The sequence below is a fragment of the Microbulbifer mixtoriginis (SeqCode) genome, from assembly GCF_052467515.1.
In genome coordinates this window covers 685,514-705,156 of sequence record NZ_CP174314.1, presented here as the reverse complement: position 1 = coordinate 705,156, position 19,643 = coordinate 685,514, and the positions used below count along the sequence as shown (strand labels likewise).

Annotated in this window: 17 protein-coding genes and 1 tRNA gene; 1 reads left to right on the top strand and 17 read right to left on the bottom strand. The window is 48.8% G+C overall.

Annotation, left to right across the window (positions count from 1 at the left end):
• Positions 1–86: 86 nt before the first annotated feature.
• The 13 genes from ACJJIT_RS02915 to rlmE form a co-directional block, all read right to left on the bottom strand.
• Positions 87–2,915, bottom strand: coding sequence for a DUF927 domain-containing protein (locus ACJJIT_RS02915; protein WP_444899916.1), 2,829 nt, complete (start codon positions 2,913–2,915; stop codon positions 87–89).
• 233 nt (positions 2,916–3,148) lie between these two features.
• On the bottom strand, positions 3,149–3,589 hold the full coding sequence (locus ACJJIT_RS02910) for a hypothetical protein (protein ID WP_444899915.1): 441 nt from the start codon (positions 3,587–3,589) through the stop codon (positions 3,149–3,151).
• On the bottom strand, positions 3,579–4,067 hold the full coding sequence (locus ACJJIT_RS02905) for a hypothetical protein (protein ID WP_444899914.1): 489 nt from the start codon (positions 4,065–4,067) through the stop codon (positions 3,579–3,581). The genes ACJJIT_RS02910 and ACJJIT_RS02905 overlap by 11 nt, the downstream gene beginning before the upstream one ends.
• Positions 4,067–4,315, bottom strand: coding sequence for a helix-turn-helix transcriptional regulator (locus tag ACJJIT_RS02900; protein ID WP_444899913.1), 249 nt, complete (start codon positions 4,313–4,315; stop codon positions 4,067–4,069). The genes ACJJIT_RS02905 and ACJJIT_RS02900 overlap by 1 nt, the downstream gene beginning before the upstream one ends.
• A gap of 108 nt (positions 4,316–4,423) precedes the next feature.
• Positions 4,424–5,245 (bottom strand): DUF6387 family protein, encoded by an 822-nt coding sequence (locus tag ACJJIT_RS02895; RefSeq protein WP_444899912.1) that lies wholly within the window; start codon positions 5,243–5,245, stop codon positions 4,424–4,426.
• A 256-nt stretch (positions 5,246–5,501) separates the two neighbouring features.
• Complete coding sequence (locus tag ACJJIT_RS02890) at positions 5,502–6,740, bottom strand: tyrosine-type recombinase/integrase (RefSeq protein WP_444899911.1); 1,239 nt, start codon at positions 6,738–6,740, stop codon at positions 5,502–5,504.
• 155 nt (positions 6,741–6,895) lie between these two features.
• Positions 6,896–6,981 (bottom strand) — tRNA-Leu (locus ACJJIT_RS02885).
• 8 nt (positions 6,982–6,989) lie between these two features.
• Positions 6,990–7,430 carry a preprotein translocase subunit SecG gene (gene secG, locus ACJJIT_RS02880; protein WP_252083192.1) on the bottom strand — a complete coding sequence of 147 codons (441 nt, stop codon included), beginning with the start codon at positions 7,428–7,430 and terminating at the stop codon, positions 6,990–6,992.
• Between the two features lie 68 nt (positions 7,431–7,498).
• Positions 7,499–8,233 carry a triose-phosphate isomerase gene (gene tpiA, locus ACJJIT_RS02875; protein ID WP_444899910.1) on the bottom strand — a complete coding sequence of 245 codons (735 nt, stop codon included), beginning with the start codon at positions 8,231–8,233 and terminating at the stop codon, positions 7,499–7,501.
• A 127-nt stretch (positions 8,234–8,360) separates the two neighbouring features.
• Positions 8,361–9,713: a phosphoglucosamine mutase gene (gene glmM, locus ACJJIT_RS02870; RefSeq protein ID WP_444882648.1), complete on the bottom strand. Its 1,353-nt coding sequence runs from the start codon at positions 9,711–9,713 to the stop codon at positions 8,361–8,363.
• 93 nt (positions 9,714–9,806) lie between these two features.
• A complete protein-coding gene (folP, locus tag ACJJIT_RS02865) occupies positions 9,807–10,655 on the bottom strand; it encodes a dihydropteroate synthase (protein ID WP_444899909.1) in 849 nt (282 codons plus the stop codon).
• A 94-nt stretch (positions 10,656–10,749) separates the two neighbouring features.
• Positions 10,750–12,678 (bottom strand): ATP-dependent zinc metalloprotease FtsH, encoded by a 1,929-nt coding sequence (ftsH, locus tag ACJJIT_RS02860; protein ID WP_444882650.1) that lies wholly within the window; start codon positions 12,676–12,678, stop codon positions 10,750–10,752.
• Between the two features lie 175 nt (positions 12,679–12,853).
• The gene (rlmE, locus tag ACJJIT_RS02855) at positions 12,854–13,477 is read right to left on the bottom strand and encodes a 23S rRNA (uridine(2552)-2'-O)-methyltransferase RlmE (protein WP_252083196.1); all 624 of its coding nucleotides are present in this window, start codon (positions 13,475–13,477) and stop codon (positions 12,854–12,856) included.
• 143 nt (positions 13,478–13,620) lie between these two features.
• Between rlmE and yhbY the strand changes: the two genes are divergently transcribed.
• Positions 13,621–13,923 carry a ribosome assembly RNA-binding protein YhbY gene (yhbY, locus tag ACJJIT_RS02850; protein ID WP_444899908.1) on the top strand — a complete coding sequence of 101 codons (303 nt, stop codon included), beginning with the start codon at positions 13,621–13,623 and terminating at the stop codon, positions 13,921–13,923.
• Between the two features lie 44 nt (positions 13,924–13,967).
• Here yhbY and ACJJIT_RS02845 read toward each other — a convergent pair whose 3' ends face one another.
• From ACJJIT_RS02845 to ACJJIT_RS02830, 4 genes are all read right to left on the bottom strand, one after another.
• Complete coding sequence (locus ACJJIT_RS02845; RefSeq protein ID WP_444899907.1) at positions 13,968–14,348, bottom strand: hypothetical protein; 381 nt, start codon at positions 14,346–14,348, stop codon at positions 13,968–13,970.
• Between the two features lies 1 nt (position 14,349).
• The gene (locus tag ACJJIT_RS02840) at positions 14,350–15,981 is read right to left on the bottom strand and encodes a S41 family peptidase (RefSeq protein ID WP_444899906.1); all 1,632 of its coding nucleotides are present in this window, start codon (positions 15,979–15,981) and stop codon (positions 14,350–14,352) included.
• 210 nt (positions 15,982–16,191) lie between these two features.
• Positions 16,192–17,583 (bottom strand): Re/Si-specific NAD(P)(+) transhydrogenase subunit beta, encoded by a 1,392-nt coding sequence (gene pntB / locus ACJJIT_RS02835; RefSeq protein WP_444882653.1) that lies wholly within the window; start codon positions 17,581–17,583, stop codon positions 16,192–16,194.
• Between the two features lie 15 nt (positions 17,584–17,598).
• The gene (locus ACJJIT_RS02830; RefSeq protein WP_444899905.1) at positions 17,599–19,149 is read right to left on the bottom strand and encodes a Re/Si-specific NAD(P)(+) transhydrogenase subunit alpha; all 1,551 of its coding nucleotides are present in this window, start codon (positions 19,147–19,149) and stop codon (positions 17,599–17,601) included.
• Positions 19,150–19,643: the final 494 nt, after the last annotated feature.

The window sequence follows — 19,643 nt, the reverse complement described above, 5'->3', positions numbered from 1 at the left end:
AGCTAATTGTTTACCAAATAGGCAGTTACTTATTTGGAGAGTGTAAACGGCTGCACACCGCTTACAACACCTGTAAACGGTATGGGCTACGCGGCCTTTTTCTTAAGTAGTCCCTTTTCTCCATCATCTTCAACAGGAATCAAGTGAGGTCGAATGATTAGCACCCGTTCAGGGTTACGCCCACTATTCGGCAAGCGCGTTGGTATCGAGTATTTCCCGTTGCCATCACGCTCCAAAGCACCACAGGCGGCTAGTAGTGTCTTTGCCTTTCGATCACTGAGCCCCTTGCAAACCTCTGCTTTAAACGTAGCTGGGTAAACGTAGTAAACAGTCTCAGAGCAAGCCTGTCCCTCAAGGGCATTACTGTCTTGTAGCGTTTTCCGGTAGCCGCAACGCTTCAAAGTACGAACAGTGTGATCATCAGCCGTGAAGTCTTCTCGATCCCAACGGGTAAAGTGGGACTCTCCGTAGAGGTCAAAGAATAGCCTCAGAGCCGCCAAGGTATGTCGGTCCTCCAGGTTTCCAACACCGCCACGGGCTGATACCCAAGCACTAAAGCAGGATTTGGCCGCTTCCATCGCCATGCCTTTTGGCCAATCTGTAATTCCCGCAGTGGAAGCTAGCTCCCCAGCAAAACCAACGAGAGCAAACTTCTCTGCTGCCCTTCGTACCTGACCACTCACATCATCAGACAGCTCTGCGGCAAAGTTCACAAGTTCTCGACGAATCTGGCTTGCCAGCTTTTCCAAGTTGCTAGCGCAAAGCTCTCTGATAAACGTATAAAGGGCCACGCCATGGAATAAGGACCCTTTCTCAACCATATAGCGCGATAACGCAGCCCCCCCGGAAAACCCATGCAGTTCATCAAAGATACCGGCACCACTCCCTGTATCTGAGGGAATAGCCAGTAGTCTTACCTCTTGCCCGGCTTTTGCTTTCTTACCCACTTCAGCCATCTGCTGGCCAAGCGTGCGCTCTCCTGTAGAGAGGAAGACAAGCCTCCATTCAAACGCATTCCCGCGTACGCCTCCGCGATCATTAGCCCTTGCTTTACCAGTGCCATTCCCCAGCATATAGGCAATATCCCCCACAATACGGGGATCGCATTGGCTGATCTCATCAAGAATTAAAAGGCCATCAGAGTGGGAGGCAGCAATACTTTCCAGCGCGTTATCAGTACTACGCCAGGTGCGAACAAAGTCAGGCCCGCCATAAACAGAGGCTGCCACTTTAAGTAAGGTCGTTTTTCCTTGGGAGCTATCACCAAAGAAGTGAAAGCCGGTCGTTTCCATACCAATGAGATTTAGTAGAGGCCCTGCAAACGCTGCTGAAACCGCAAATAAAAGCCGGGTATTGTTCTTACAATAGCTCGCCACATGCTCACGCCATTGCTGAAGCCCTCCACTAAACTTTATCTTATTGAGATCCGGGCTAGTGGAGTAAAAATACAGAGGTTCTACAGGCGTTCCCAGGGTTTCATTCGGTAGTAAGTAGGCATTGCCATGCCAGCCGAGTTTATTCACCAGGACATAGCGATTAGAGCTTTTTGCCGTTTGTAAGTACTGAACGATTCTGCGCCTTGGTTGCTGCCCTGCCTCAGCACGAAGGCCCATGCTATACAGCTGCTTGAGTACTTCCGCACCGCCCTCAGTCGCTAGGTACTCACTGGGTATATTCCACTCTTTAACAATGCCATCAGGGTCAAGGAAGCGAACCAACGTACCCCAGTTTCTTCCTTGAGGGTCACGAGTTAAAGCAAGCACATCCAGGCGATCACAGATTCTCATGAGTGAAGGCTCATCTTCTGCCCCCTGAACCGGGAAGAAAACTCCACGATCATTTACTACAAATTGTCCAGACTCAGCCCCTTTATTACTTACTCCCTTATTTTGGGCTTGATGTTCTGTTGCCACAGGTTGATAGGACGTTAAAAACTTTCCCTTTGTAATTAAGGCTGTAAGCTGCTCTTTTGTAATACCGGCAGCTTCCACATCAGCCGCATCGCCTTTAGCTGGCCACTTAGGTCCTAAGGACTCTAAACACACCATAGAAACCTTACATTCCATAGTGTGCAGCATCGCAGCCAGCTTAAGCATACAGTCTTTACCTGCTGCATCATTATCCGGCCAAAGAAGTACTTCCCTTCCATGTAGGGGCTTAAAATTTGCTTTACCCAGCGCTTTACTGCCGCCAGGCCAGGTCATGGAAACATAACCCGGCAGCAGGCTAGCAGCTGCATCTGCAGCCTTTTCACCTTCGGTTAGCAATACCGGAGCTTTAGAGCGCTTTGCCAATAAATCCAGCTTATAGAGTGGCCGCTTTTTTACCGGCTGCTTCCATCTCCAAGAGTTACGACCATTCGAATCCCGGCAATAGGTTAAGGGGCGATAGTCTTTTGATCTTGCATCTCCTTTCTGAATGTCAAAACGCATCACCTTCATTAACAGTGAGCCGCACTGTCCCCGGTATTCCCAAACTTTAGAGGGTTTACCGTTATGGGGATGGGTTGTTGGGCAAGACTGCTCTGCTTCTAAAGGTACCGGCAATACGGCTTCCCAGAAGTTACCGGCTGGCTTTTTGGGTTTCGACTTATAGGTTGAGCTAGGCGGTATAGACTCCCCTTCAGAGAGCCCCAGAAATGCAGCAAGCCTTTGTGCTGCCTCTCCATTGTTTACCCCCTCAAGATAGGCAACCAGCGATACGAGGTCCCCACCTTTTTCATCTGCTGCAAAATCCGCCCATGCGCCAGTGTTGCGATTTACTGAGAAGGACCCCTTGCTGCTATCAGATCGAATTGGGTTAAGAGCAATATATTCAGCTCCCTGATATGAGCCATCTGGAGCCCAGTGCGCTAAGACTTCATCTGCCCGATCAAGGGCGAGGTCTGCCACTCGTTTAATATCAAAGCGTGCCATTAGCTTTCCTTATATTTTAGCTTTAACCCCCGCCCCATAAGGCTTCCAGCAGAACTGCGGGCCTCACTCCTGTTACACCTTTTTGCTGTAACACTCTTGGGGTAACAGAAAGGTGTGACAGCGGAAAGCCAGTAAATACGGGGCTTTCCGCCATGCTGTAACACCTGCACACATGTAGCACCTTCTTTTTAAAGAGGGGGTAAGATCGCCCCGAATAGAGGCAATAATCATATTTACCGTGGTGATAAATTTGGCGGTAGGGAAACCGCTACGCCCTTAGGTTCCGTAAACCGTTTTGCATCGCGTAAGTTGGCCAGACGGATGCGTTTTGCTTTGTCCTGTTCGTGATATTCATCATCACTGTAATGATGTAGTCGTGCCAGGATCGCTAATTTAGCCTGATAAAAAAGCCAGGTTTCTGAGTTGTCGGTAGGAACACAACCATCGTTATAAAGAAAAATTCGCCTCGGATCAGGATCTCCTTTCAAGGAGATTGCTGCCGCTCTTTTGGGTGTAATTCTGACATTGAAAAGTACAGGGTACTGTTCATAGTAGACAAATGATCTGCTGCTAAAACCAACTGGCTTATACTTGCGATTCAGTAATGCATAGCGACCACACGGTTGTAAATCAAGGCAATATGGCATGGCGAGGGCACGTATATTAGCTGACATTTTTAAACCCTCCATTGCGAAGCTCTAGGGCATCAGCTTCCTCTGATGGGTGGTATTCGAGTTGGATACCATCCCAAACTAACCAACCTCCCAGAGAGAGACCTGCTCTAAGGCGGTAAAGGTTCACCACCTCAGTATCAGGAAGGCCAAGTGCTATTGTATTAGGGGAGGAGAGATACCAATGGGCACGGCCATGTTGCTGATCAATAATAGGGTGAAATGAATCAGAACCTACCGCTAGAAACGCTGCTTCACCCGTTGGCCATAGGAACAAAAGCAACTCATAACCAGGGATAGGACAGCCCATATCAAATGTCTCCATGATAGAGCTGAGGAAGAGTTTCCGATCTTCAGGGCTCAGGTTTAAATTTGAGAGAAGTATTTTCTGCTCAAACTCAGCGCTTTCTGTTTTCCGATAGCTTCGAGCAAATTCAGCTACTTGCTGGTGTGTGTAGGAAGAGTAGGTGCGAAGAGTCATTACTTACCTCCCGCACGAGAAATGGCAACTCGATCTTGCACCCACTGGCAGACCTCAGAGGAAAGCCAACCACTGGCGCGCTCACCAAGTTTGATAGGGGTGGGGAACTCACCTTTTTTCACCAAGGCGTAGATGTAAGTTTTCTTGAGCCCAGTCTGACGCTCTACCTCTGGTAGGCGCAAAATATGGTCGCTCGGCGGGCTAGGTAAAACATCCGGCATTTGGGGATGAGTATTTGAGAGGGTCATATTCAGTCTCCTTTAACAAACCACAGTGAAAGTCTGTGGCGGTGAGGAGATTGAACCAGCTTTAAAAGGCGATCGCCGGACCTTTAGGTAGCATCAAAATTCAGAATTTTAAGAAGCGCTATTTTTCCAATGAGATTTTTGCTCCCAATCTAATGACCTATGAAGAGCTGTTAATAACTCGGTTTCCATGCAGCGAAAAGCATATGGCAGGCAGACTTTCTTAATCTTATCCTCATTAACTAGTTCATCAGTTAATGTATCTCCAGGAAAAACAAGCCTCAAATAATCTGCATTTGATAAAATTTCCCCCTCAACCACGGACCAGATATATAGGTCAATCAATTCCGGAACACGATAATCCCTTACTTTGTTCATATCGATCCGGCGGGTATCACGCTTTTGTAATGATGGCCCCAAAAACAGCTGACCCTTAAAACCTGGGTCTAATAGTCTTTCAGGAGCAGCCTGTAATAATTTTCGTAGCTTCGGTAGCAGTTCTTTTAACTCTGAAACTATCTGCTCATCCCTTGCCATCAAATCAATATTCAATGCTGCCAGGCCATGATGATAGTCATAAGCTTCACGATAATATTGATTAATTGATATATCTTCTAATTCAGGGAAAACCTCCTCATTACGATGATATCGAGCCCTCGATTCAGCCACGTCCTCGGCAAACTCTTCATCAGTAAAGCCCTTTAGTGCACCATCTCCCAAATCATCAAACATCCTAATAACATCTCCAACTCCCATTGGTTTTACTGAAGAACAGCTATATTTTTGTGATCTTAGCCAAGCGGGTGTCCAAGTTGAGGAGTCAATCGGTTCTTCAGCGTATTGTTCAAGGGAAACGTAATCACGTATATCAAAGGATTTAAGCTTCCTATAATCAGCATCATCCTCTCTAAAAGCTGTGAGGCAAGATCTCATTTCCTCTGCTAGTTCTGAATTGTTTGAGTTACGTTTAAAAAAGTTTCCCCCAGTCAAATGTAATAGCCATGAGCAAGTATTTGATCGATCTAGCAAAAATTTAAATAGAGAAAGGTCTTTTTTCTCATTTAGTTTTTTATAGTCTTCAATTCGAAAAATTTCCCTAGCTTTCTGAAAAGAAGATTACATATCTATTTCCCTGTTGGATTAAAAATAAAGGCGAGAGCGATTGTTCCTCTTAGTGTTTAACTTTGTGTTAACCCTGCTTCACAAAAATAGGAACTACCTTTCCACTTCCTCGCATCTCATCAAGGTAATTTGCCCACCACTGCATCATCTCTTTTCGCTCATCCATATAACGAGCGTGGTGGGTATATGCAGCCCTTACCCCATTCCTCTCCATGTGGGAAAGCTGCCTTTCAATGGCATCAGGATTAAAGCCGGTCTCATTCAGGATTGAGGAAGCAGTAGCGCGGAAGCCATGGGGATTTGCTTTACTTCTTCCCTCTTGGGAGCCGTCCCAGCCCATTTTAAAAATTGCCCTACGCATAGTGTTATCAGACATGGGCCGAGCCCTTTCCCGCTCAGAGGGGAATAGCAGAGAGTACTGGCCAGTTAAAGACTTCAACTCTTCAAGTGCAGCAAGAGCTTGTGAAGACAGCGGCACAATATGATCGGTACCCATCTTCATACGCTCACCGGGGATTCGCCAAAGAGAGGATTCAAAGTCGAACTCTTCCCAACGTGCACAACGTAATTCGCCAGGTCGAACAAAGGTGAGTATCAATAACTGGATAGCGAGCTTGGTTAATATCCGCCCTCGCTCCTGGTAAAGGTCTAACTCTTTCAGGAAGCAGGGTAACTCTTCTCGCGGGAGGGGAGCCCGATGGCTACTTTTTCGGCCACGCAAAATACCCGTTAACTCAATCGCGGGATTATGCGTAAGCTTGCCAACCTGAACCGCATAGCGACAAACACGACGAATATCTTGCAAAACCCGTTGCGCAACATCCATCGCATCCCGCTCCTCAATATCGCGGACAATGGCTATTACATCTTGGGGCTGAAGATCGGCTATGGGCCTTTGGCCAATTCGAGGGAAGGTATTATCTCGTAGCCTAGTCCATACACGGTTGGCATGGTCCTCTGTCCAGGTTCCTTTCTGGTGGTTCCACCACTCTTCAGCAACAGCAGCAAAACTCCGGTCAATACTGACTCTGGCTTGGTGCTTCTCAACTCGTTTCTGTGCTGAAGGGTCGCGGTCCTCTGCTAGCAGTTGTTTTGCTTCAGCTACTTTTTGCCTCGCCTGTTTGAGACTTACAGAGGGGTAAACGCCCAAGGCCAACGTCTTTTGCTTTCCTTGGAATCGATATTTAAGCCGCCAATACTTGGAGCCAGTAGGTTTGATCAACAGGCGCAGCCCCTGTCCATCCGTAAGCCACTGATCCTTATCGCTTGGTTTGGCCTGCTTGATTTGAGTATCTGTCAGAGCCATGGTGGTGCTACCAGTTTCTAAATTGAACTAGGTAGCACCAAATGTAGCACCAGATGACAATGAACTAGAGCGGAGGGCTGTGTAACCTCCAGATAGCAAAAAGCCCCGATTTACGGGGCTTTCTGGATGATTCCGAACTTCTTCGGATCTTGATGTGGTGCCCAGGGCGGGACTTGAACCCGCACGAGCATAGCTCACTACCCCCTCAAGATAGCGTGTCTACCAATTCCACCACCTGGGCAAAAATCTTTACTGTTGTTCCTCTGAATCAGTTTCCTGATTTACAGCTGGCTCTTGCGAATCGCTGCTTTCAGTCGGAGCCTGAGGAACATCACCGGCTTCCAGATCTGATTCAAGTTGCGGGATATCGCTTTCGATTTCTGGCAACTCGTTGGCCGGTCCAACTTGCTCAACTGCAGCGGGTATTTGCGGCAGATTTGCATCGACATCGGCATCTGCGTTTTGGCGAGCTAGAAAGGCCAGCCCCAAACTGGTGACGAAGAATACAGTAGCAAGAATTGCTGTCAAGCGGGAAAAGAAATTTCCGCCACCCTGACTACCAAAAACTGTCTGAGATGCACCTGCACCAAAGGAGGCACCGGCCTCGGCACCCTTACCTTGCTGCAATAAAATCAGGCCGATAATACCCAATGCAACCAGAACGTGTATACCTAAAACAATTTCTTCCATTTTCTGGAAACTCTCTACCGGGGTTGTGCTAACCCGTTTTTAGTATTCCCTAATCCGCTCGCTGAATATTATTCAGCAGCGCGACAAATTGCGGCGAACTCTTTCGCATCAAGCGAAGCGCCACCCACAAGGGCGCCGTCAATATCAGCCTGCGCAAACAGGGCGCTGGCATTAGCGGATTTTACACTACCGCCATATAAAATCTGTACCTGCTCACCGACATTACCGAGCTCACCCCGAATAAATTGGTGAACGTCCTGCGCTTCTTCAGGCGTTGCAGTTTTACCTGTGCCTATTGCCCAAACAGGCTCATAAGCCACAACTGAATGCTTCCAGGTATCACTTTCGATGATGTCGCTAACAGCTTTAAGCTGATTTGCGATCACCTCAAGGGTGCGCTCCTGCTCACGCTCTTGCAGGGTTTCCCCGACACAAAGGATCGGGATCAAACCAGCCTGCTGGGCAGCCACAAACTTCTTGGCTACCAGCTCGCTTGTCTCCCCATAGAGACTGCGGCGCTCGGAGTGCCCAACAATGACATAGCGAGCATTCCAGTCGAGTAGCATTTCAGCGGATATTTCACCGGTATACGCGCCACTGGATTCCTGACTGAGGTTTTGCGCACCAACACTAAAGCGCTCCCTATCTTCTGCTACCTGGGACACCAGGGGAATATAAGGAAATGGCGGGCAAACAACCACGTGAGCGGCAATAGCCTGCAAGTCAAAGTCAGAAAAAAAACGTTCGGCAAAGGCTTTATTGCCGTTCATTTTCCAGTTAGCTGCTACCAGCGGTATTCGCATGTGTGCTCCTTTAAGGGGCGCAAATCTTAGCGACATTGCCGCCAACATACAACCAAAAATATACGAGTTTGCCTATCTCACTGATGGCGCCCTATAGAACGCCTCAGGAGCACCCCTAATGAAGGGCTCAGCCGCCCCCAACCCTTTGTACTACAGCGGAGATCTGCTGTGCCAGTTGCTCTACCTGAGTGCTATCACGGCCTTCCACCATTACCCGGATAAGGGGCTCAGTACCAGAGGGACGCAGCAGAACACGACCATTGTCAGCGAGCTGAAGCTCCGCATCACTGACCGCTGCCATAACTTCCGGATGGTCAAGTATACCATCGCGATGTCCAAGTCGCACATTAATCATGTGCTGGGGAAGCATCTGCATGCGCGCCTTGAGCTGGTGCAGAGGTAGGCCAAATTCAGAAAGGGCTCGAAGCACCTGAAGAGCAGCAACAATGCCGTCTCCGGTTGTTGAGGCATCGGCGCAGATGATATGGCCAGAAGATTCACCACCCAGCATCCAGCCATTGGCCTTCATTTTTTCGAGCACATAGCGGTCGCCAACTTTAGCGCGCTCAAACGGGATATTGCGCTCCCGCAGGGCCAACTCAAAGCCGTAATTACTCATCAGGGTACCGACAATGCCCTTACAGCCACCAAGATGCTCCTGCTGGTAAAGACCAATAATAAAGAGCAGCTGATCTCCATCGACAAGATCACCATTACGATCAACAAACAAAACCCTGTCGCCATCACCATCGAAAGCGATCCCGAGATCTGCACCTTGCTCCACTACTGCGCTCTGTAACTGCTTGGGTTTGGTAGAGCCACACTCCAGATTGATATTTAGTCCATCCGGGCTAGCACTTAAGGCAGTCACTTCTGCCCCCAGCTCTCGAAAGACCTTTGGTGCTATGTGATAAGTGGCCCCGTTTGCGCAATCAAGAACGATTTTGAGACCACCCAGAGAAAAGTTCCAAGGTGTGGATGCTTTGCTGAATTCGATATAACGCGAGGCCGCATCATCTACTCGATATGCCTTGCCTAGATTTTCCGCCGCTTCCATGGGAAGTTCGAGCGCAGCTTCGATCTCGCGCTCTACCTCGTCGGGCAATTTGTAGCCTTCGGCACAGAAGAACTTGATGCCGTTATCGTGAAAAGGGTTATGGGAGGCGCTGATTACAATTCCCGCCCGAGCATGGAAAGTGCGAGTGAGGTAGGCAATAGCAGGGGTAGGCATGGGTCCCAATAGGCCCACATCAACTCCAGAGTAGATTAAACCCGCCTCCAGGGCAGCTTCAAACATATAGCCGGACACTCGAGTATCCTTGCCAATTAAAATATAGGGGCGACTGGACCTCTTACCCGCGGACATCTTTCCCAGTACCTTACCGGTGGCGTACCCTAACCTCAGCATAAAGTCCGGGGTTATTGGCCCCTTTCCCACATGTCCACGAATTCCGTCAGTGCCAAAGTACTTTCTTTCCATTTCTGTTCTCTACTGCAGCTAACTACGCCGCATTTAATTTGTAAAAATTTTAAAAATGCCTCTACAATTTTAGGAGGCTAATGTTTGTAAGAATTAGGCTTTAAACCCCTCGACAACTTGCTGTAATCGCAGAACATCAACTGTCTCTGCAACATCGTGTACCCGTAAAATCTTTGCCCCTCGCTGGGCTGCTAGCATAGCAAGTGCGAGGCTACCTGGAAGCCGATCCTCCACCTCTCGCTGCAACAGGCGCCCGATCATCGACTTACGCGACAAGCCAGCCAGTATAGGGACATCCGCTGGGCCCAATTGCGACAAGGCACCTAATAAAGCCAGGTTATGAGCATCGGTCTTGCCAAAGCCAAAGCCTGGGTCCAGCAAGAGGCGCTCTCGGTTAATTCCCACCGCACCACAGGCCTCAATACGGCCCGCCAGGTAATGGGCGACTTCCGTTACTACATCTCTATAATTGGGGGAAGTTTGCATGGTATCCGGCTGTCCTTGCATATGCATAAGGCATACCGGTAAATCTGTTTGCGCGGCAGCCTCAAGTGCACCCTCTCGCTCAAGTGCACGAACATCATTGATAAGCCCTGCTCCCACTTTAGCGGCTTCGCGTATCACTGTTGGTGTACTGGTATCTACCGAGACGACGACATCCAGCCTCGTACAAATTGCATCTACCACGGGAAGTACCCTGTCGAGCTCCTCCTCCTCAGAAATAGGAGAAGCTCCAGGTCGAGTAGACTCCCCACCCACATCAATAATTGCGGCCCCCTCGTCTAGCATTTGCTCGGCCCGGCGCAAGACAAGAGACAGGTCTAGCATGCCAGCCTGATAGTAACTGCCACCATCGGAAAAAGAGTCTGGGGTGGTGTTGAGAACCCCCATCACTACCGGTGAGGAGAGGTCTAGTGTGTGTTTTCCACAGGTAATTTTCATATACAGAGATAAAAAAACGGAATGTCGAACCGGGGTGGACTGACGCCATCCCGACCTACATTCCGCTTATGCCATTTGAATATTTCGCTGAGAATCAGTGCTCGTTTAACGGGCCACCAACCGGGTTACTCTTGTCTGCCTCCGTAGAGACCTCAGATGTATCCGTTTTATCCGCTTCATCGGTTGAGCTGTTGCCACCGGAGCCAAAATTGTTGTCTTCCCAGTCTTTAGGTCGACGCACTTTGCGACGAGCCATCAGGTCGTCCACTTGTTCTGCGTCCAGGGTTTCATATTCCATCAGGGCATCTTTCATCGCTTCAAGGATATCCCGATTTTCCTCTAGCAACTGGCTGGCACGTTCATAGCAGCTATCAATGATACGGCGAACTTCTTCATCAATATCATTAGAGGTCTTGCCGGAAACCGGGTTACCCTGCCCCGGCTGGCCACTTTCATCTTCTCCATAGTGCAAAGGACCAAGTTTCTCAGAGAGTCCCCATTTGGTCACCATACTACGTGCCAAGTCGGTAGCGCGCTCGATATCGTTGGACGCACCAGTTGTCACACCATCTATACCCAGGGTCATCTCTTCGGCAATACGACCACCAAACAGTGAACACAACTGGGATTCAATCGCACGTTTGGAAAGGCTGTACTTATCCTCCTCAGGCAAGAACTGGGTAACACCCAGTGCACGGCCGCGAGGGATAATGGTGACTTTGTGTACCGGATCATGTTCTGGGACCAGGCGACCAATTATCGCATGACCCGCTTCATGATAAGCAGTATTCACTTTCTCTTTCTCATTCATCACCATGGACTTGCGCTCGGCACCCATCATGATTTTGTCACGGGCGCGCTCAAACTCCTCCATGGTCACCGTACGCTTATTGGCGCGAGCAGCAAAAAGGGCAGCTTCATTCACCAAGTTGGCTAAATCGGCACCGGAGAAACCGGGTGTACCCCGCGCAATAGTCTGAGCATTGACCTTGTCATCCAGTGGTACCTTGCGCATATGCACAGTCAGAATCTGCTCGCGGCCACGGATATCCGGTAGGCCGACAAAAACCTGACGGTCGAATCGACCGGGGCGCAACAGAGCATGGTCGAGTACGTCCGGGCGGTTAGTGGCGGCAATCACGATCACCCCTTCATTGCCTTCAAAGCCATCCATCTCTACCAGTAGCTGGTTGAGTGTCTGTTCACGCTCGTCATGACCACCGCCAACACCGGCGCCACGGTGGCGGCCTACGGCGTCGATTTCATCAATAAAGATAATGCAGGGAGCTTGCTTCTTGGCCTGATCGAACATGTCACGGACGCGGGAAGCACCCACGCCGACAAACATTTCTACGAAGTCGGAACCGGAAATAGAGAAGAAGGGCACTTTTGCCTCACCGGCAATGGCCTTAGCCAGCAGGGTCTTACCGGTTCCGGGAGGACCACACATCAGTACACCACGGGGGATATTACCGCCCAGGCGCTGGAATTTAGTGGGGTCTCGTAGAAACTCTACCAGCTCCTGTACTTCTTCCTTTGCTTCATCCACACCCGCAACATCGGCGAAGGTGGTCTTGATCTGATCTTCGCCTAATAGGCGCGCTTTACTTTTACCAAAAGCCATAGGCCCGGAACGGCCACCAGCACCGCCCTGCATCTGGCGCATGAAGAACATAAAGACGGCAATAATAATGAGGATCGGGAAGCTCGCTACCAAGAGTTGCTGCCAGATACTGGGAGATTCAGGTTCACGGCCAACGAACTGGGTATTACTGCGCACCAACTCATTGGTGAGTTCATCGTCAATAATCTGTGGCTGGATAGTCTTGAAGCGACTGCCGTCGGCTTTTTCGCCAGTAATCACCAGACCATCCACAACGACGCTTTTCACCTGTCCCGACTGCACATCCTGAACAAAGTCGGAATAACTGAGAGCCTCATCCCGTGTCTGCGGCTTAAAATTCTGAAATACCATCAGCAGCACCGCCGCGATGATCAACCACAGTACAAGGTTCTTTGCCATATCATTCAAAGGGATAGCCCTCTCGCTTTCGCACTCAAAATCCGTTCATTTTGCTGTGCCAATCCTATCTATACCCATCAAATCAGTATAGGTGTAGGAGACAACAGCCCTGCCGCCCAATAGGAATACTGCTTATACCATATCGAGCAGGCAGACTAGAAATACGCCTTCGCGCCTAATTGCCCTTAAAGCCCCTGGCCACCAAATAGACTTCGCGAGAGCGAGGCCTGGAGGCGCCGGGCTTACGAGTCACAACACTGTTGTAGCTCGCGCGCAAGTCGCGGATCAGCTCATCAAACCCCTCTCCCTGGAAGACTTTGGCAACAAAAGCACCGCCGGGCTTTAATACCTGCCGGGCCATATCTACTGCCAACTCTACCAAATACATGGAGGCGGGCTGATCAACATCGCGTATCCCACTCATATTGGGGGCCATATCGGAAATCACAAGGTCTGCCATCTCATCGCCAAGATGTTGCAGCAGCTCGTTGAGCACTGACTCCTCAGTAAAGTCACCTTGCACAAAGTCCACACCGGCCAGGGGGTCCATCGGCAATATATCAGACGCCAAAACCCGGCCTTTGTGCCCCACTAGCTCCATCGCCACCTGAGACCACCCTCCCGGTGCAGCGCCCAGGTCGACAACCGTCATGCCTGGCTTGAACAGGCGGTCCTTATCCTGCAACTCCTGCAGCTTGTAGCTGGCACGGGAGCGATAGCCCTCTTTCTGGGACTGTTTGACGTAATGGTCATTAAAATGTTCACGCAGCCAGCGGTGGCTGCTCTTAGATCGGCCCATCGGGTACAATGCCTACAATCACTACAGCTTATTAGTAAGAGCGGTCATAAGCCGCGATCGGGTCAGCCAAACAACTGCTGACGAAGATCAAGGCTTTTGGTCACTCCCATATCGATATCCACAAAGTGGTAATGGAGTATTGTATGCCTTTAACCGCCGACCGCAAAAAAGCACTGCGCTCTCTCGGTCACAATCTCAAACCTGTCGTGACTGTAGCGGGCAATGGGCTCAGCGAGGGCGTGATGGAAGAACTGGAACGTGCACTGGAAGATCACGAGCTGATCAAGGTAAAGCTGATGATCGCTGACCGTGAAGTCAGACATCAGATTGTAGGGGTGCTCTGCCAGAAATCCTCTGCTGAACTGATCCAGGAGATTGGTAAAATCGCTTTAATCTATCGAGCTGCGAAGAAGCCGGATGTACGCAAGTCTAACTTGCTGCGCTGATGTTTTATCAAGAAGCGGCCTCTGCCGTTTCTTGATAATCTCCATCAAGTATCTTCATCAACAGCAAGCTCACAGGGTACAGACAGTTCCCACATCTCATCGCTAGAAAGTCGAGCAAGCCAACACTTCCGCCCATCCGTAAGTAACTGGAATTTGATGGGCTTCGTCATATCTCGACCAATTAATGCCATATGCTGCCGATTACGTTCAACGACCAGAATACTTTTTTCTACAAACACTTCAGAGCCCAGAGTAACTTTAACCCCACCCAAGGCTTCTGAAACCAGCACTTGTATCTCCGCAGTAACTTCTGGGCTAACCTTTTTCAAAAGCGCCGGTTGGACACTCTGAATATTTGACTGAGAGGCGCATCCCAAGCATATAACGGCAAGACAGCAGTAACCTATCAGGGCTGCAATTTTCATTTTATCTCACCATTATCCGATTGCTACGAGATGCTTCTTTTGGCACTTGAACATTTGATACTGGAATGCGTGAATTGATACCAGACTCAGAAAATGCACTAACGGCTATATCACCACACTCCCCTGTTTCAATATAGTTGAGGGCTGCCGCAAAACGAGCCTCATTGGCATCACCTAAAAGATGATAAAAGTCATCGCCGATATGACAACCCGGCAAATCAGCAGCTGTATTATCGGTACCATTAGGGACAAACCCATCTGAATAATCGCCAAAGCCTTTAGCATTCACACCAGAAAACTGAATTGTGAAATAAGTAGTACCACAATTATCCAACGGATAAAAACCATAGGGCTTGCCACAAGTAGTTTCACCAATCTGAATAACCTCTAGATCTACTCCGCGCAAGCCATTAATAATAGCTTCACTGGCCGAGCAAGTATTCTTACTGGTCAAAACAAATACACGTGGAAGGTTCAATGTAGGCAAAGGGGCTCCTTTCAAACCCTCATCTATAAGCCCAAGCGCAGAGGTATGAAACGGGGTCGAGTCAATTGGTTTCCCTGTGATTGGGTTTGTCTCTGGATGCTTATTATTAAACTTGGTCCGCTCAAAGGGCTGGCCAATTGTTACTGTACCAGCAATCATATAGGCTAACTCTGCGGCAATATCTAAATACCCACCGCCGTTATAGCGTAAATCCAACACTAAATCTTCAACAGAAGCAGTATCTAACTGGGTAACTGCATTAATTAATTCCGCCTCAGCTGTTGCAATATGATCATTGAAAAGTATATAGCCCACTCTGCGACCGGAGCCCGTCACCTCGGTCTTTACAAACTGAACTGGATCAGACTTCACTGCTGAGGCAACTAGAGTAACCTTTTCAATCGTGGAAGAACCCACTGGCCTAATTTCAAAAGTGTGGGATTCACCCTCTTTCTCTGGCCACAGGCCATTATTTAGCGTATCTATATCTTCACCATTGGCCAAGTCGACTCCATCCACACTGATCACCTCAGCACCCCGAGCAATAATATCTGGCAAACTTTCATTGCTTTCTTCATCTAGGTAAGCAACTACTGCCTTTCGTGGTGGCTCACTCGATAGAAGTGCCCACTGAAGTCCATAGCCAACATAGATTCCGGACTCGGTTTGCGATAACCATTCGCTGGTCGGAATCGTGTAGTGAAAACGATCCTTATCTCGGCCGGAGGACGTCTTCTTAAAAGTTTTCAGCTGATCAAAGTAAGCCAAAGAGTCATCAAAGCTTGCCGGATCCTTATCTGTAATTTCATCGTACCAAAGATAGACTTCATTACTCATGGAACGAAGCCAGTTGTTTTCGTCGACGTGTGTTCCCAGCTGATCGATATATTCGTAGCCAGTTGCTGGGTCGGTACCAGTTCTTGGTGAGACGCATCTAGCTACAAAAGTCGAGGATGGCAAAAAGTTATTCTCTACCCAAGATGCTCCAGCCGGGGTAGGAAGCTCTGCATTACCAGCAGTACCCGTAGCATTCGTTCTTTCAGGCGTATCATCTCCGCTGCCGCCGCCACTACCACAAGCAATCAGAGCAAGCGTTCCAAACGCCATCATTCCTTGCAAGGCAAGTTTACGAAAACGGGTCCCCATCCCCCAGCTCCTTTAATATTTTTTTCTAATACTATTAAAGTAGGGGAGGTTATCACTATTAATGAAAGCCAGCGATAGTCAAAGTAATTTAAGAATAATTTCACTCTGAAAAAACAAATGGAGCTGAAACATCCAATACCAATCTGGTATCAGCGTCTCAGCCCCATTGGGTAATGGCCACCTAATGATTAAACATCAGGCGCTATTTTATTAGTCGCAAACCCTCCCAATTACACCCTGCAGACTGTCTTTGGCATCGCCAAACAACATACGAGTATTCTCTTTATAGAACAGGGGATTTGCCACACCCGCATAACCAGAGGCCATAGAACGTTTAAGCACCACCACTTTGCGCGCTTTCCAAACTTCCACTACAGGCATTCCAGCAATTGGAGAGCCGGGCTTTTCTACGGCATCGGGGTTAACAGTGTCGTTGGCTCCGATCACCAGTACCAAGTCGGTGCTGGGGAAGTCGGGATTAATTTCATCCATCTCTAAAACTATGTCGTAAGGCACATTGGCTTCGGCCAGTAAGACATTCATATGGCCCGGCAGTCGCCCTGCAACAGGATGGATACCAAAACGCACTGTTTTACCCATACCGCGCAGGCGATCGGTCAAGTCGCTGACGGCTTGTTGCGCATGGGCAACAGCCATTCCGAACCCAGGCACGATAATGATGCTATCGGCGCTCTTGAGGTCATCGACAAGTTCCTGCTGGTCAATGGCAATCACCTCACCCTCGACTTCCTCATCGGAGACTTCCCCACCGTCAGAGCCAAAACCACCGAGAATCACACTGATAAAAGAGCGATTCATACCGCGGCACATAATATAGCTGAGGATCGCACCGGAAGAACCAACGAGTGCACCAACTACGATAAGCAGATCATTGCCTAGCATAAATCCAGTAGCCGCTGCGGCCCATCCTGAGTAACTGTTCAGCATGGAGATAACCACCGGCATATCAGCCCCACCGATAGCAGCCACTAAGTGGATACCTAACAATAAAGCAATAGCGGTCATCACTAGTAGATTGATAACCGTAGGCCCACTCACTTCTGCAGGCACAAAGAGCACACCTAATACGATACAGGCCAGGATCGCAATTAGGTTAAGCCAGTGCCGAGCCGGCAACATCAAGGGCTTACCGGAAACTATGCCCTGTAGCTTACAAAAAGCAACAAGTGACCCCGTTAAGGTGATAGCCCCAATAAACACCCCAAGATAAATTTCTGTGCTGTGCACAACATGTGCAGAACCATGGAGATTGACTCGAGGATCGAGAAAGCCTCCCCAACCAATTAAAACTGCCGCAAGGCCAACGAAGCTGTGCAGAAGGGCTACCATCTGCGGCATCTGCGTCATAGCCACGCGTTTTGCGAGTGACAGGCCTATTACAGCCCCCACCACCATGGCAATAATCACCATCCAGTAAGCGCCGGAGGCAATACCGGAAATAGTGGCTATTATGGCAACCGCCATACCAACCATTCCGTAGATATTCCCCCGGCGCGCAGTTTCATGACTGGACAAACCGCCCAGACTTAAAATAAACATTACCGCGGAAAAAAGATAAGCCATTGCAATCATACCATTCATCACTTATCTCCCTTCTTAACGACGAAACATCTTCAACATCCGGTAGGTAACAAAAAAACCACCGAATATATTGATACTAGCTACAAGTACACCAACAAAGGCCAGCAAGGTTACAAGCCCAGAACCAGTAGCTCCCAATTGCAACAATGCCCCCACCACAACAATCCCAGAAATCGCATTAGTAACACTCATCAATGGGGTATGCAGGGCATGGGTGACATTCCAAATTACCTGCCAACCGACAAAAATGGCCAGCACAAAAACGGTAAAGTGTGAAACGAAGTCTGATGGAGCTACCCGGCCAAGCCAAAGAAGTAATATTCCAGCGATTGCCCAGAAAACAAAAATAGATAGGGGAGATTTGCGCTTTTCAACTTTTTCTTCGAGGGAAACCTTGGTTTCCTCTGCGGCTTTTGTTGGCTTCTGGGGCTGCGCAGAGATCTTGGGAGTGGGAGGCGGCCAGGTGATCTCCCCTGACTTAACCACAGTTGCCCCACGAATAACCTCATCCTCAAAATTAAGGTTTATTTCACCATCTTTTTTCGGAGTGAGTTCACTGAGTAAATGGGAGAGATTGGTGGAGTACAACCGGGAAGATTGTGCCGCTGCGCGGCTGGGTAAATTGGTGTAGCCAATGATTGTCACATCGCTATGTACAGTTTTCTGATGAGGGACAGTGTAATCACAGTTCCCCCCCATTTCTGCCGCCAGATCCACCACCACAGAGCCAGGCGCCATGCTGTCAACCATATCGGCAAGCCATAGTTTTGGTGCCAGTTTACCGGGTATCAATGCCGTCGTAATAACAATATCCACATCCTTGGCCTGTTCGCGAAACAACGCCATTTCCGCTTCAATAAATTCCTTCGACATCTCCTTGGCATATCCGCCAGAACCCGAGCCCTCCTCTTCCACCTCTACTGTGAGAAACTCGGCCCCCATGGATTCTACTTGTTCACGCACCTCGGCTCGGGTATCAAATGCCCGAACAATGGCTCCCATACCTTTAGCTGTACCTATTGCCGAGAGTCCGGCAACACCGGCACCAATAACGAGAACTTTGGCAGGAGGGATTTTCCCCGCCGCGGTGATTTGCCCGGTAAAAAAACGACCAAAATTATGTGCGGCTTCGATGACGGCACGATAGCCGGCAATATTAGCCATGGAGCTGAGCGCATCCATTTTCTGGGCCCGGGAAATCCTGGGGATGGACTCTACGGCAAGTGCGTTAATATCATTATCGGCAAGCTTTTGTAGGAGCTCGGCATTTTGTGCTGGCTTTAAGAAGGCAATCAATGTTGCCCCCTTAGGGATTAAAGCCAACTCTTCATCCGTTGGCGGTTGCACTTTAAGAACAACTTCCGCCCCCTTTAGGCAAGCCACTATATCCCCACGGATCTCAGCACCAGCTTGTCGATATAACTCATCGGCAAAGCTAGCCTTTTCACCAGCCCCGGCTTGTACAACAACAGAAACACCCAAGTCAATTAATCGCTTTACGCTCTCCGGAGTTGCCGCAACACGCGTCTCCCCCTCTACGGTCTCTCTAGGTATGGCTATTATCACCGCCGTGCCCCTCATATTTAATATTATGAATTTACAACTACATCCACCTCAAAAAGGACTAGTTTGCCCATTTTATAGTCAGGCCGAGTGTAAACTCAGCAAACTGGGATTGAAAGAGAAGCTATCTAATAGCCACAATTGGTGAAATTTATAAGGCTATTAATAAGTTACAGCTGCAACATTAATTCAAGCACATCATAAGGTCACAGCGACAAAAAAAGAATAAACTGTGAAAAGGAACTTTCTTTCACCCGTGAGAAGCAACAAAGGAATCGGGCCAACTTAAATAATACAAATACTCTTTGGTTTCACACTGGCCAAACAATTGGGTTTGTTAATTCCCTAAAAGTTCTTTCTCATTAGGCTAATCATCACAAAAAAAACCTGGCAATAGGATCTTTCACCTATCAGAAATTGATAATGATATAAATTCTTTTCATATGCCCACCTGGAAATGGTTTCAAAAAACTTCTTTAGCATCTTCATTTCAAAGT

Coding starts and splice junctions, on each gene's coding strand:
- ACJJIT_RS02915 (WP_444899916.1), bottom strand. CDS start 2,915: ATGGCACGCTTTGATATTAAACGAGTGGCAGACCTCGCCCTTGATCGG.
- ACJJIT_RS02910 (WP_444899915.1), bottom strand. CDS start 3,589: ATGTCAGCTAATATACGTGCCCTCGCCATGCCATATTGCCTTGATTTA.
- ACJJIT_RS02905 (WP_444899914.1), bottom strand. CDS start 4,067: ATGACTCTTCGCACCTACTCTTCCTACACACACCAGCAAGTAGCTGAA.
- ACJJIT_RS02900 (WP_444899913.1), bottom strand. CDS start 4,315: ATGACCCTCTCAAATACTCATCCCCAAATGCCGGATGTTTTACCTAGC.
- ACJJIT_RS02895 (WP_444899912.1), bottom strand. CDS start 5,245: ATGAGATCTTGCCTCACAGCTTTTAGAGAGGATGATGCTGATTATAGG.
- ACJJIT_RS02890 (WP_444899911.1), bottom strand. CDS start 6,740: ATGGCTCTGACAGATACTCAAATCAAGCAGGCCAAACCAAGCGATAAG.
- secG (WP_252083192.1), bottom strand. CDS start 7,430: ATGGAAGAAATTGTTTTAGGTATACACGTTCTGGTTGCATTGGGTATT.
- tpiA (WP_444899910.1), bottom strand. CDS start 8,233: ATGCGAATACCGCTGGTAGCAGCTAACTGGAAAATGAACGGCAATAAA.
- glmM (WP_444882648.1), bottom strand. CDS start 9,713: ATGGAAAGAAAGTACTTTGGCACTGACGGAATTCGTGGACATGTGGGA.
- folP (WP_444899909.1), bottom strand. CDS start 10,655: ATGAAAATTACCTGTGGAAAACACACACTAGACCTCTCCTCACCGGTA.
- ftsH (WP_444882650.1), bottom strand. CDS start 12,678: ATGGCAAAGAACCTTGTACTGTGGTTGATCATCGCGGCGGTGCTGCTG.
- rlmE (WP_252083196.1), bottom strand. CDS start 13,477: ATGGGCCGATCTAAGAGCAGCCACCGCTGGCTGCGTGAACATTTTAAT.
- yhbY (WP_444899908.1), top strand. CDS start 13,621: ATGCCTTTAACCGCCGACCGCAAAAAAGCACTGCGCTCTCTCGGTCAC.
- ACJJIT_RS02845 (WP_444899907.1), bottom strand. CDS start 14,348: ATGAAAATTGCAGCCCTGATAGGTTACTGCTGTCTTGCCGTTATATGC.
- ACJJIT_RS02840 (WP_444899906.1), bottom strand. CDS start 15,981: ATGGGGACCCGTTTTCGTAAACTTGCCTTGCAAGGAATGATGGCGTTT.
- pntB (WP_444882653.1), bottom strand. CDS start 17,583: ATGAATGGTATGATTGCAATGGCTTATCTTTTTTCCGCGGTAATGTTT.